The organism is Marinobacterium lutimaris, assembly GCF_900108065.1.
In the GTDB taxonomy this organism is placed as follows: domain Bacteria; phylum Pseudomonadota; class Gammaproteobacteria; order Pseudomonadales; family Balneatricaceae; genus Marinobacterium_D; species Marinobacterium_D lutimaris.
Genome location: NZ_FNVQ01000001.1, coordinates 560710 through 573980 on the forward strand (window position 1 = coordinate 560710; position 13271 = coordinate 573980).

Consider the following 13271-nt stretch of genomic DNA (forward strand, 5'->3'; position numbering starts at 1 on the left):
TGCATCCTCAGATAAAATTGTTCAGTTGGCGTTGTGCAGTGCATCATTTGTATCGCACCGTATACGCCTGATTTTTATTCGTCAAGTTCTTTTTGTGCGCTGCACAACTACTTGATGCCTTGAACAGGGAGACGTTCCGGTGTCTCTACACTTACACTCATCCATGGATAGTGCAGTGCAAAAAAGATGGCCGCAGAGCGGCCATAATGGGTTTACTGCTGGGTCGAGCAGGGAACCTCAAGGCCGTTTACTTGGCCTTCATATCCATCGGCTTCATGAACTTCTGCAGTTCAGCGAAGTAAGGAGAGGAGCTCATGTCAGTGACGCTCTTCTCGATGATGCTGGTCAGCTCTTCACGAGCGCTGGTCAGCGCAGCCATCTCTTTCTCGGCTACGTCGGTCAGCTTGGCCTCAACCTCTTTCAGGTACTGAACCTGAGCTTCAAAAGCCGCTTTCGGCTCTTTGGTAGCGGTCAGCGCCTTCATCTGGGTCAGGCTGGAGTTGACGAAGTCAGACACGTACTGAGACTGCAGAGCGATCAGAGTTTCAGTGGTCTTCTTGTTGATCTCGGCCATATCCATAACCGGCTTCATTTTGTCTTTCATATCTTCGTACATAGCTATCACCTTTGAGTGTCTACCAAGGAACATCGGTTAGTTGCGTTGGTTAGTTGCGCTGCTGCTTTCGCTGAATTGTTGCGCTGCAACATTTGTGATCACTTTATGATCGCTCCCTAGCCTTGTCAAGCCTATTTTGTGCACTGCACAAAAATATTTTTAAGCGTTTTTTCATTCAGTCGAACTTCTTTTTATCCTGTAAGTATGATCATTATGTTGCAACGCAAAACGCGGTTCCGTGTTGTCTGTCTGCCGCTCCAGAGTGTCTATGCCTGATTCAGGGCAAGGTGAGTGCTGACGCAGCCAGGTGGTTCAGTCGACATAGCGGGAGCTCCGCTGTAGTCCGCGTTGGAGTTATGCGTAGATTCCCTGCCATTAGTAGTTACAATGGAGGGCAGGTAAGGGCGCAGCCATCGCGCCAAAATTCAGTTTTTCGGAGTGAAGCCCAATTTATGCAAGCTGTTAAAAGTCATCCGAGCTTTCGCTTCCTGCGTCATCAGACCATCGACTCCCTCAATGTCGAGGTGCAGGAGTTTGAACATCAGGCCACCGGCGCTCGTCATTACCATATAGCCGCCGACCGGGATGAGAACGTCTTTCTGGTAGCCTTCCGCACGGTACCGGAAGACTCCACCGGTGTTGCCCATATGCTGGAACACACTGCGCTCTGTGGTAGCAAGCGTTACCCGGTGCGTGACCCGTTTTTCATGATGACGCGTCGTTCCCTGAACACCTTCATGAATGCGTTCACCAGTTCAGACTGGACGGCTTATCCCTTTGCCAGCCAGAACCGCAAGGATTTCTTCAACCTGCTTGATGTGTATCTCGATGCGGCATTTTTCTCCCGCCTGGATCCGCTCGATTTCGCCCAGGAAGGTCATCGTGTGGAGTTCGCTGAAACCGGAAATCCTGAGTCTGACCTGGTTTACAAGGGTGTAGTGTTCAACGAGATGAAAGGCGCGATGAGCTCGCCGGTCTCAACGCTCTGGCAGACGCTGACCCGATACCTGTTCCCGACGACGACCTATCATCACAACAGCGGTGGTGAGCCGAGCTGTATCCCCGACCTCAGCTACGAAGGCCTGGTAGAGTTTTACCGCAGCCATTATCACCCCAGCAATGCGGTGTTTATGACCTTCGGCGATATTGATGCGCAAGAGCTGCAGGAGCGTTTCGATAGTCTGGCGCTGTCGCACTTCGAGCGTAACGACGAAGAGATCTCGGTACCGGACGAGAAGCGCTACTTCGCGCCTGTTCGTATTGAAGAAGCCTACGCTCTGGATCAGGAAGAGCTGGCCGACCATACCCATCATGTGATGGGCTGGCTGCTGCCAAGATCGATTGATCTGGACGAGCTGATGCAGGCGCATCTGCTTTCCCGCGTTCTGCTGGACAACTCAAGCTCACCGCTGCGCGCGGCGCTGGAATCCAGCGATATCGGCACCGCACCTTCACCGCTTTGCGGCCTTGAGGATTCCAACCGTGAAATGAGCTTCATGTGCGGCGTGGAGGGCAGCGAGCCGGAGAAAGCGGCCGAGTTCGAAAAACTGGTGCTGGATACGCTCGAGCAGGTTGCTCGTGATGGTGTGTCACAGGAGATGGTTGAAGCCCAGCTGCATCAGCTGGAGCTGAGTCAGCGTGAGATCACGGGTGACAGCTATCCATTCGGTCTGCAGCTGATTCTGGGGGCACTGTCTGCCGGTATCCATCGCGGCGACGCTCTGGCGGCGCTGAATGTTGATCCGGCGCTGGAAAAACTGCGCGATGCGATCAAAGACCCGGATTATATCCCGTCACTGGTACGTCGCTGGCTGCTGGATAATCCGCACCGCGTGCGTTTGACCCTGCGCCCGGATAACCAGCTTTCTGCCCGCCGTGATCAGGCCGAAGCGGATCACCTTGCTGCCATGAAAGCGGCAATGAGCGAAACCGAAAAAGCGGAAGTGATCTATCTGGCAGAAAAGCTCGAAGCGCGCCAGATGCAGGTGGACGACGAGTCGATTCTGCCCAAGGTTACGCTTGAGGATGTACCCACCGAGCTGAACCTGCCCCAGGGTTCATCCATGGGCCTGCCGAACCTGGACAGCGCCTGGTACTCCGCGGGCACCAACGGCTTGATCTACGAGCAGGTGATTCTGGACCTGCCAGCGCTGAGCGACGAACAGCAGGCGCTGTTGCCGCTCTACACCCACTGTCTGACCGAGTTGGGCTGCGGCGATCGCGACTACCGCGAGAACCAGGCTTACCAGAGCCAGATTACCGGCGGCTTCTCGGCTTACACTTCTGTGCGCGGCATGCCCGATGATGAACAGAAGATTTCTGCGTATCTGGTACTGTCCGGCAAGGCGCTGGCCGTTAACCGCGACCCGCTCGCCGACCTGATGGTTGAAACCCTGGATAAAGCCCGCTTCGACGAAACCCAGCGTCTGAAAGAGATCGTCTCGCACATGCGTAGCCGCCGTGAGCAGTCTATCACCGGTCAGGGTCATGGCATGGCGATGCTGGCAGCCTGCGCCGGTTTTTCACCGGCCTCCAAAATGGCTCATGTAACCCGTGGTCTTGAAGGCGTTCGTCGCCTGAAAACTCTGGACCGCTCTCTTGCTGAGCAGGAAGAGCTCAAGGCTCTGTCCGAGCGCCTGGCGGAGATCCATCGCCTGGTGGCTGGCGCGCCGCGTCGTTTCCTCAGCGTAGGCGAAGAGGAACATCGCGATGCCATGACCAAGGCGATTGAGCAGCGTTGGTCGGATGCCCCGTCCAGCGAAGGCTTTACCGGCTTCAGCCTGCCGCAGACCCGCGAAGCGGTGCAGCAGGTCTGGATGACCAGCACCCAGGTGAACTTCTGCGCCAAGGCATTTCCGACCGTCACCGTCGAGCATCCAGATGCTGCGCCGCTGACCGTGCTGGGTGAGTTCCTGCGCAATAATTACCTGCACCGCGCGATCCGTGAAAAGGGCGGCGCCTATGGCGCTGGAGCTTCTCAGGATAGCGGTGATGCCGTGTTCCGTTTCTTCTCCTACCGTGATCCGCGTATCAGCGGGACTCTGGATGACTTCGATGCGGCGGCGCGCTGGATCAGCGAGAACAGCATCGAACCGCAAAAGCTCGAAGAAGCGGTGCTCGGTGTGGTCAGCTCCATCGACAAACCGGGCTCACCGGCCGGTGAGGCGAAGCAGACTTACCACTCCACTCTGTTCGGTCGCACCCCGGAGCAGCGTCAGCGTTTCCGCAGCCAGATTCTGGCGGTTGGTATCGACGACCTGCGCCGTGTCGCACTGGAATACCTGCAGCCGGAACGCGCCGCCGTTGCCGTGGTGACCAGCACCAAGGGCGCGGAAGAGCTGCCGGAGAGCTTTGAGCGTATCGAGATCTGATCTCAGACCGGACAACGCTCAATATCGATATCGCCCCGATTCTATTCGGGGCGATTTTTTTGGGGAATTAGCAGTTTTGAATCCTTCGTTACTCAAGGCGGCCGCGCTCATTGTGCTCTCGGAGTCGATGCTGGTGGGCGCCGGGGTGATTATTCGTGTGGTCAGTGATGAACTGAGCACGCCGATGATCGTGTTTATGCGCAACCTGATGGGGCTGATACTGATGCTGCCCTTTCTGTTACGTGCCTCCCGCGCCATGGCGACAAAAAATATCCACCTGCACCTGATGCGTGCCGTGGTGGGTATTTCCGCCATGTCCTGTCTCTATTATTCCTGGTCTGTATTGCCGCTGGGGCAAGCGGCGCTGCTGAAGCAGACGGCACCCTTTTTTGTACCGGTGATCGCCTTCTGGTGGCTGGGTGAACATGTACCGGCTCGGGTTAAGCTGGCGCTGCTGGTGGGCTTTGCCGGTGTGGCGCTGATCCTTAACCCGCAGCAGGGCGCGATCAATATGGGCATCATTGTGGCGTTGTTGGGCGCATCTCTCAGTGCGCTGGCGAAAGTCACCGTAAGGCGCATGCACCTGACCGAGCCGCCGCAGCGGATCGTTTTCTACTTTGCTCTGTTTGGCTCCCTGTTTTCGGTGGTGCCAGCGGCCCTGCACTGGGTGACGCCAAGTCCGGAGGCGCTGCTGTGGCTGCTGGGTCTTGGTGCCGCGTCAACGCTGGCGCAGCTAAGCTTGAGTCGAGCCTATACCTTGGTGCCGGCGGCGCAACTGGGGCCGTTTACCTATAGCTCCGTCGTGCTGGCCGCCGCAGTGGGTTGGTTGCTCTGGGATGAGAGCATCGCGCTGCTGACCATATTTGGGATGTTGCTGGTGTTTGCCGGAGGTGTACTCACCCTCAATAGACCGGCGAAAACAGCAGCTGGGGCCAAATAGCGAACCTGAGTCCCCGTTTGGAGTCAAACCTGTCCATACGCCGTTACTCAGGATCAGGGAGGTTCGTCATGTTATGCAGGTCCATATCCCTAGCGATGGGATTGCTATTCGCTGGACAGCAGGCCGTTCAGGCGGAGATCGTTCATCACGAGGCTAGCGATAGCGGTTCAGTGGAAGTAGAGGAGCTTGCCTCCGGGTTGGGCGTTGTCTGGGGGATGGAGTTTCTCGATGACGGCCGGCTGATGCTCACCGAAAGGGAAGGGCGGGTGCGTCTGCTGGATCTCGACAGCGGCGAACTCACTGAGATCACGGGTCTACCCCAGATCCGAACCGGCGGGCAGGGTGGTCTGCTCGACCTGGCATCAACGCCAGAAGCGCCGGGTTGGTATTACATCACCTGGGTCGCTTCAGTCGAAAATCGCGGTGTCACCGTACTTTCACGGGCCCGGCTGGAAGGTACGCAACTGACCGACTGGCAGGATCTTCTCATCACCCGGTCCGGCACTGGCACTACCCGCCATTTTGGCGGGCGCATCGCCTTTGATGGTAAGGGGTATGTGTATTTTTCCACCGGTGACCGCGGCGAGCGTCCGAATGGACAGAACCTGCAGACCCATGCAGGCAGCATCATGAGGCTGATGCTCAATGGCGAGATCCCCAGCGACAATCCCTTTATCGGCAAGGCGGGAGCCCTGCCGGAGATCTGGAGCTACGGCCACCGCAATCCCCAGGGACTCGCTTACGACGCCGAGCATGGCCGGCTCTGGGAGAATGAGCACGGCCCCCGCGGCGGTGACGAAATCAACCTGATTAAGTCTGGCGCCAACTATGGCTGGCCGACGCTTTCCTACGGCAAGGAATACTGGGGCCCCATCGATGTGGGCGAAGGTAAGGAGGCGCCGGGCATGGAGTCGCCGGTGAAGGTCTATATCCCCTCAATAGCGCCGGGGAGCCTGATGTTTTATACGGGCAATGCTTTTCCCGAGTGGCGCGGCAACCTGTTTTCAGGGGCACTGGCGCTCACCCATTTGAATCGGGTAGATCTCGATAATAGCGGCGAAGCGGTGGCCGAGGAGCGGCTGCTTGGTGAGATGAACGAGCGTATCCGGGATGTGGAGCAGGGGCCGGATGGACTGATCTATCTCTCCACCGATAGTGGTCGGATTCTCAGGTTGCAGCCGGCTTCTGCCGAATAACCAGCGCAATACCACCAAGAATCGCCAGAGAGGTCAGCACCAGGCGCAAGCTGAGTGTTTCGCCCAGCAGCGCTATTCCCGCGATAGCGGTGATCACCGGCACGCTGAGTTGAATGGTGGCCGCATTGGTAGCGCTGATATGGGGCAGGGCCGCGTACCAGATCAGATAACCCAGGGCCGATGCCAGCGCACCGGATGCAACAGCCCAGAGCGCCCCTGCACTATCCAGCTCAGCAGATCCATGGAGCCTGGCTCCGGCCACAAGCAGCAGTGCCAGCGGCGCGGCACGGATAAAATTGCCGGCACTGGCGAGAGCCGGGCTGCCGCCGCTGCGCCCTCGCAATGAATAGACTCCCCAGGCGACCCCCGCACCAGCCATCAGCAGCGCCGATAAGAGCGGTGGCGCGCTGAGGCCTGGCAGCATCAGGCCGATCAGGCCTGCCAGCGCCACGCCAAGACCTAGCCAGCGAAGCGGCGTAAAGCGTTCACCCTGCAGCAGCGCGTAGCCGATCATCGTTACCTGCACCGCACCAAACAGCAGCAGGGCGCCGGCGCCGGCTTCCAGCTGCGTATAGGCGTACGAGAACAGCCCCGCGTAAAGAAACAGCGCCAGTGCCGACGGCCAGTTACCGGTGGCTTTTCTGCCCTGGGAGCGCAGCACAAGGAACAGCCAGAGCGTCAGAGCGCCAGAGCAGAGACGGATTGCGGTAAAGCTGGCGGGATCGATAGCGGTATCGCGCAGGGCGATACGGCAGAGAAGGGAGTTGCCGGCAAAGGCAAGCATTGCCAGGCAGGTCAGGGCGAAGATACGACCTGAACTCATGGGCACAATTCCTTGTTTTATTGTTGTTCTTCAGGCGTTGCTTTTTATGCGTTGAGCGTCAGACAGAAATATCGAGCAGGGTACCGAGTACCTCGTCAGCGCTCTGTACGACCTTGACCCCGGCCAGAGCGTAGGTTTTAGCCTCTGTCTGGCTGATCAGTGACTCCTCCAGCGAGGGTGCGGCGTCTGACGCCAGGCCCGTTGTCTGCTGGGCGATATTCTGTGCGCTCTGTTCAATCTGGTTGCTGGCTGTCTGAAACGCCTGAACACCTGAATTGAAGGCTGAAATGGTATTCATAATCTATCCATCGACCGGTTCGTCCCGGTTCAATTTGAGAGCAGTGTCCCCGGGTGGGGTACACTGCTGCAACTGTACTTTGGTGCCGGGTCAGTTGCCAAACACTTCTTTCAGCAGATCGGTGGTGCGGGCTACAGGTTCGTTGCGGATCAGGGCTTCCTCTTCGGCCAGTCTTAGGAAAAGTCCGTCCAGCGCCTGTTCGGTGACGTAGTCGGGCAGGTCCAGGTTGAAGCTGCTGAGCAGAGATACCTGGGATTCCGCCATATCCATCAGTCCCTGGTAGGCTGCCGTGACACCGCTGCTGGCCATGGCGGTTTCTATGCGCGGGCGAAAGCGCTCCTTGAGTTCGCTGTAGGTGTGATCGCGGAAGTACTCGGTGGCGGCGTCGTTACCGCCGCTGTAGATCCGGCGGGCATCATCGATGGTCATCGCCTGGACCGCGTCAACAAAGATCGGCGCGGCTTCGGTGACGGCGTCTTCGGCAGCGCGGTTCATGCTCAGCTCAAAGGCCTCGACCTGGCTGCCGAAGCCGGCGCCCACCAGCATGCTGCGGGTAGTTTCCAGGTAGGCAGGCAACGGAATCTTCACATCTTTGCTGCCATAGTAGCCGTCGGTGGCGGCCAGGGTGTCAACGGCGCGCTGGGTGCCAACCTCCAGTGCATCTTTAAGGCCCGAAGCCAGGGTGTCGGCAGAAAGGTTGGTGGGTGCGCTGTTGCTGGATGCAGGCGCACTGGTGGTCTCTTTCAGCAGCTCTGCACCCTGGTTGAGCAGATCGCCAAGGCCTGCCTGGCTGGTTGTGCTGAAAGCCAACAGGCTGCAAAGTGTGAGGGCGGAAGTCAGGGAGTGGATCTGCACGCGGGTGCTCCTAATCAAGAATTTAACGATGTAACCGCCGTATGACTGCACCGAGTGTAGTGAAGTTCACAGCTAAATTTGCGGTTATCCAACTGCATTCTGGATGAGTATTCGAGATGAAACGCTACAGGATCAAACACAGCACCTGGTACGGTTTTAATGGTGAAACCAGTCTCGACCCGCACTGGCTCAGAATCCGTCCGCGCGAGGATCACGATGTGCGCATACTGTCGGCGACGCTGACCTTGTCTCCGCCGGCAAGCAACGTGCGCTGGTACCGGGATGTGGAGAACAACTCGGTGGCCGTGGCTGAGTTCGATACGCCCTGTAACGAGTTCGAGATCCTCAGCGAGGTGGAGTTGGAACACTTTGATCAGCATCCACTGGATTTCCTCGTGGAGGACTACGCGGTGGCCTACCCCTTCGACTATCTCGAAGAGGACAGGGTGGTGCTGAACCCCTATTTTGCCGCCGGGGAAAGTTCCGAGGCCTTAACGCAGTGGATCGCAAATTGCTGGGACGGCGAGGAGGCGATCCAGTCCTACGGTCTGCTGCGTCGGCTCTGCGATGCCATCGAAACCGGGTTTGAGTACAACGTACGAGAGGAGCCGGGCGTGCAGACGCCGGAAGAGACGCTGTCGCTGGGCAGTGGCTCCTGTCGCGATTTCGCCAACCTCTATATCGCGGCGGTGCGTCATCTCGGTTTTGCCGCCCGTTTTGTCAGCGGCTATCTTTTTGTGCCGCCAGGCCCGGAGTTCTTCGGCACGACCCACGCCTGGGCGGAGGTTTATATACCCGGTGCCGGTTGGAAGGGCTTTGATCCAACCAGCGGTGAAATCACCGGTGTGGCGCATATTCCTGTGGCGGTGGCACGCAATCCCGAAAGTGTTCCTCCCGTCGAAGGCTCTTTCCTTGGCCCCGAAGGCTCGACGCTGAAAGTGGGTGTCTGGATCACGCTGCTGGAAGGCTAAGAGGCCCGTCGAGCAAGTGGTTGTATTGGTTACTGGTAGATTGCTGCAGCCTGCGCGGGGACTGTTCACTGGGCTCTCCGCGGCACTGTAGCGCGGGTCATCTCTGCTCGAGTAATACCACTCGCGCGAAGAAAGCAACCGTCCGAGTTATTCATCGGAGTAAAGCGCCGGACAGCTTTTTCTGACGATGGATCCTGTGCCCTGGCAGTGCAGGTGAGCACCGTCAGCAGGCATAAGTTTCCCAGCTGTACCTGCAGCGGTTGTGTCATCCCAGGCGCTCTCGGCGGTTGCAGGTGTTGGTGAGCAGCTGCCTTTAGCAGTATCGCGCCGAATTTTTCCCTATATCCGAGAATGGCGGTCAGATATTTGCATCGATGCCGTTATGGCCTCTAAGGTAGGTGAAACGGTTTTGTAAGGAGGAAGGCGATGACGGTGCTACGCAACCAGGTACAGCTGATCTGCTATCCAGACCGGATGGGCAAAAACCTCAGGGACCTGGACAGGGTCCTGGAAAAGTATCTGGGCAATGCGGTGGGTGGGGTCCATATTCTGCCGTTCTACCCCTCCAACGCCGATGCCGGCTTCTCGCCGTTAACCCATACCGAGGTCGATCCCCGCTTTGGCAGCTGGCAGGATATCGAGCATATCTCCAGCCGCTACGATCTCTGTGTTGACCTGATTCTCAACCATATCTCCGATGAGTCGGTGGAGTTCAAGGACTTCATCGAGAAAGGTTATGAGTCGGAATACGCCGAGATGTTTATCAATGTGGATGATCTGGAACCGATCACCCATGACGATCTGGCGAAAATACATATCCGCAAGGAGAAAGAGCCGTTTCGCGAGGTGAAGTTCGCTGACGGTTCCAAGGGACGCGTCTGGTGTACCTTCACCGAACATCAGATCGACCTGAACTACGAGTCGGCCAAAACCCTCGAGCTGATGGGACACTACATCGCCTTTCTGGCGCACAAGGGCGTGAAACTGTTTCGTCTGGATGCCTTTGGTTACACCACCAAAAAGATCGGCACTAGTTGTTTTCTGGTGGAGCCTGATGTCTACCGCAACCTGGACTGGTTCAACGAGGTTGCGCACATGCACAACACCGAGCTGCTGCCCGAGGTGCATGACCACTCCAGCTATCAGTACGCTATCGGTCGTCGCGACATGCACCCTTACGGTTTCGCGCTGCCGCCTCTGATGCTGTACACGCTGCTGGATGACAACAGTGTCTATCTCAAGCACTGGCTGCGGATGGCGCCTCGCAACATGGTCACCGTGCTGGATACCCACGATGGTATCTGCATTCCGGATGTTGAGGGGGTACTGCCGGATGACCAGATCAAGGGGCTGATCGATACGGTATCGACCCGCAGCGCGGATCCCATACTGCGACGCTCGGCGGTGAACGCACACAGCGTCGGTGCGATTTACCAGCTGACCTGCACCTTCTACGAAGCCCTGATGAAAAACGATGATGCCTACATCGCGGCGCGGGCGATCCAGTTTTTCGCTCCCGGGATTCCGCAGGTGTATTACGTTGGCCTGTTTGCCGGCTGCAACGATTACGACCTGATGGAAGAAACCGGCGAGGCGCGAGATATCAACCGTCACTACTACAGTTTTGAAGAGATCGACGAAGCGATGCAGACGCCGGTGGTTAAACGCTTGCTCGAGCTGATGCGTTTTCGCAATACCCATCCCGCCTTTGAGGGGCGCTTCGAACTGCATTACTCCAGCGATACCAGCGTGGCTATGGCCTGGCGTCACGGGGAGCATTTCTGCCGTTTGTTCGTCGACCTCAATTTTAAAACGGCCCGGATCACCTACACCGACGAACAGACCGGCGCGGAAGCGGTGATGCAGTGCTGAAGGGAATTAAAACGAGTGTTTTAAGATAGCTCGTATATATGCTTGATCCATCGATATAAGGCCGGCTAGAGTTTAAATGTTGAACAGCCGGTCAGAATGCCAGGCTGTATTGAGATGCCGACATTAATTACAGCCTCAGGGTATTTGCGACTCCCGATGGACGATCTGGTTATCTATTTTTCGCCCGGAGTCGGCGATCTCGTCGAGCCTATGAAACAGCTCCTGGAGAATGCCGGAACCGGCACGCGCTGGTTACATTTCGATTCTCTGATTGAAATTCCGGTGGGCGCCATGGCGCTACTCACCGAAGCAGAGCTCAATGAGCAGGAGCAGCGCCTGCTGGCGGCCCGTCAGGTTATTGTTGTGGCGGTGCGCAGTGATTTTTCCGCCTCGGTACGGGCTATCGAGATGGGGGCGCTGAGCTGTGTCAGTCGCAGCAACACTGAGCAGATAGCGCTGCAAATCATCACCCTGGAGACACAGCGCCGCCGCATGCCGGAAAACGTCGCCGACAGCGGCATGCTGCAGACCGTTATCGATGCCATCCCGGTGCCGATTTTCTTCAAGGACCAGTTCCATATCTACCGCGGCTGCAATGTCGCCTTTTCCGAATTCCTTGGCCTGCCGTTAAACCAGATTATCGGTCATTCGGTTTATGACGTAGCGCCGCCGGAACTGGCGGATCGTTATTACCGTGCCGATACAGAGCTGCTGGCGTCTGGTGGCCACCAGCGCTACGAAGCGCCGGTGCGCTATGCCGATGGGCAGGAGCGTGAGATCGAGTTCAACAAGGCGGTGTTTTTTCACGCCGATGGTAAACCGGCTGGACAGGTTGGGGCGATGCTCGATGTCACCGAACGTAACCGGTTGATCGAAAGGCTGGAGCTTGCCTCGCTGACCGATCCCCTGACCGGCATCGGTAACCGTCGCCAGTTCACCCGCGTGGCTCGAACTACTATCAACAGACATCGCGAGACCGGGCTGCCGCTCAGCCTGTTACTGCTGGATGTGGATTTCTTCAAGTCGATTAACGACAACTTCGGCCACGCGGTGGGGGATCGCGCACTGAAGTTTCTTGTGGAGCATTGCCGGGCGCTGCTGCGGGATGGTGATCATCTGTTTCGCGTCGGCGGCGAAGAGTTCTATCTGCTGCTCGAGCAAACCTCGCTGGATGAGGCGGCCGGTGTTGCAGAACGGCTCTGCGATTCGATCCGTAAAGCCGGTTTTGCTGCACGTGGATCCCAGGTGTGTATGACGCTATCGATCGGGGTGGTTGAAGTCGCGGTAGATCGCCATCTGGAGGAGAGCCTGTCATTGGCTGACCGGGAGCTGTATCGCGCCAAGCGAGAAGGTCGGGATCGCGTGTGTGTCGCCGACACCCATGAGGGCACGGTTTAAATCCCGGGCCGGATGGTCCACACTGGCACAGCGTTAACCATCGAAGCGGAGCATTCATGTGGTTGCAGACAAGCTGTGAGCTGAATTTTGATATCGCTGTTCCGACCCCGTTTATCCTGATGCTGAGAGCGCGCAGCGGTGCCCAGCAGTGGGTGTCTCGGGAGGAATACTTTATCGATCCCAATGTGCCGGTTTTCGAGTTTTCCGATGCCTATGGCAATCTCTGTCAGCGCCTGGTAGCTCCGCCCGGAGGCTTTCGTATCGCCACCCGTTCCGATGTAAGAACCGCGGAGACCATGGACCGGGGATTTGGCGCTGCGTTCATGGAGATCCAGACTCTGCCTGACTCCGTGCTTCATTACCTGCTCCCGAGTCGCTTCTGCGAATCTGACCGGTTCTGCGATATGGCGACCGAGATCACCGCCGGCTGTTACCTTGGCTATGACCAGGTGGCGGCGATCGAGTCCTGGGTCAGGAACAATATCTGCTACGAGCCTGCCACCAGTGCTGTGCCGGCCTCGGCGGCCGAGATCAACCAGCGCGGCGCCGGTGTCTGCCGCGATCTTGCCCATATCGGTATCGCCCTGTGCCGCAGTCTCAGCATTCCGGCGCGTATGGTTGTCGGCTATCTATACGAGCTTCAGCCCATGGATCTGCACGCCTGGTTTGAGGCCTATGTCGGTGGCCGCTGGTATGCCTTCGATCCGACCCAGGCTGAACTCCGGGGCGGCTATGTCACCATCGGTTATGGTCGTGATGCGGCCGATGTAGCGATCTACAACCAATTTGGCCCACCGGTTCAACCCCGGATCCAACATGTGGAAGTGAAGCGTTTAGGTTAGTCGGGTTGAATATACAACTCAGATCAATCTTTCTTCCATCTGCTTGGCGCTGACGTTCATCCCCGGTGCTGTATGCCATAGAATTGTTC

Annotated in this window: 11 protein-coding genes; 7 read left to right on the forward strand and 4 right to left on the reverse strand. The window is 57.6% G+C overall.

Features of this window, described 5'->3' with window-relative positions:
- Positions 1-247 precede the first annotated feature (247 nt).
- Positions 248-616 (reverse strand): phasin family protein, encoded by a 369-nt coding sequence (locus tag C4S72_RS02675; RefSeq protein ID WP_104001517.1) that lies wholly within the window; start codon positions 614-616, stop codon positions 248-250.
- A 452-nt stretch (positions 617-1068) separates the two neighbouring features.
- Here C4S72_RS02675 and C4S72_RS02680 point away from each other — a divergent pair, with 452 nt between their 5' ends.
- The 3 genes from C4S72_RS02680 to C4S72_RS02690 all read left to right on the forward strand — a co-directional run bounded on the left by C4S72_RS02680 (position 1069) and on the right by C4S72_RS02690 (position 6123).
- Positions 1069-3987 (forward strand): insulinase family protein, encoded by a 2919-nt coding sequence (locus C4S72_RS02680; protein ID WP_104001518.1) that lies wholly within the window; start codon positions 1069-1071, stop codon positions 3985-3987.
- Positions 3988-4063: 76 nt separating this feature from the next.
- A complete protein-coding gene (locus C4S72_RS02685) occupies positions 4064-4927 on the forward strand; it encodes a DMT family transporter (RefSeq protein WP_235009025.1) in 864 nt (287 codons plus the stop codon).
- Between the two features lie 68 nt (positions 4928-4995).
- Positions 4996-6123: a PQQ-dependent sugar dehydrogenase gene (locus C4S72_RS02690; RefSeq protein WP_104001520.1), complete on the forward strand. Its 1128-nt coding sequence runs from the start codon at positions 4996-4998 to the stop codon at positions 6121-6123.
- Here the strand turns inward: C4S72_RS02690 and C4S72_RS02695 are convergent.
- The 3 genes from C4S72_RS02695 to C4S72_RS02705 all read right to left on the reverse strand — a co-directional run bounded on the left by C4S72_RS02695 (position 6095) and on the right by C4S72_RS02705 (position 8099).
- Positions 6095-6946, reverse strand: a complete 852-nt coding sequence (locus tag C4S72_RS02695; protein ID WP_104001521.1) for a DMT family transporter — start codon at positions 6944-6946, stop codon at positions 6095-6097. The genes C4S72_RS02690 and C4S72_RS02695 overlap by 29 nt on opposite strands.
- A 58-nt stretch (positions 6947-7004) precedes the next feature.
- Positions 7005-7244, reverse strand: a complete 240-nt coding sequence (locus tag C4S72_RS02700; RefSeq protein ID WP_104001522.1) for a hypothetical protein — start codon at positions 7242-7244, stop codon at positions 7005-7007.
- A 90-nt stretch (positions 7245-7334) separates the two neighbouring features.
- Positions 7335-8099, reverse strand: a complete 765-nt coding sequence (locus tag C4S72_RS02705) for a DUF4197 domain-containing protein (RefSeq protein ID WP_104001523.1) — start codon at positions 8097-8099, stop codon at positions 7335-7337.
- Between the two features lie 116 nt (positions 8100-8215).
- On the opposite strand from C4S72_RS02705, the gene C4S72_RS02710 reads away from it, so the two are divergent.
- From C4S72_RS02710 to C4S72_RS02725, 4 genes are all read left to right on the forward strand, one after another.
- Entirely contained in the window at positions 8216-9070 is an 855-nt protein-coding gene (locus C4S72_RS02710; protein WP_104001524.1) for a transglutaminase family protein, read from the forward strand.
- A 426-nt stretch (positions 9071-9496) separates the two neighbouring features.
- The gene (gtfA, locus tag C4S72_RS02715) at positions 9497-10942 is read left to right on the forward strand and encodes a sucrose phosphorylase (RefSeq protein ID WP_104001525.1); all 1446 of its coding nucleotides are present in this window, start codon (positions 9497-9499) and stop codon (positions 10940-10942) included.
- A gap of 156 nt (positions 10943-11098) precedes the next feature.
- Positions 11099-12340: a GGDEF domain-containing protein gene (locus tag C4S72_RS02720; RefSeq protein WP_160115435.1), complete on the forward strand. Its 1242-nt coding sequence runs from the start codon at positions 11099-11101 to the stop codon at positions 12338-12340.
- A gap of 56 nt (positions 12341-12396) precedes the next feature.
- On the forward strand, positions 12397-13182 hold the full coding sequence (locus C4S72_RS02725; protein ID WP_104001527.1) for a transglutaminase domain-containing protein: 786 nt from the start codon (positions 12397-12399) through the stop codon (positions 13180-13182).
- The last annotated feature ends 89 nt before the right edge of the window (positions 13183-13271 follow it).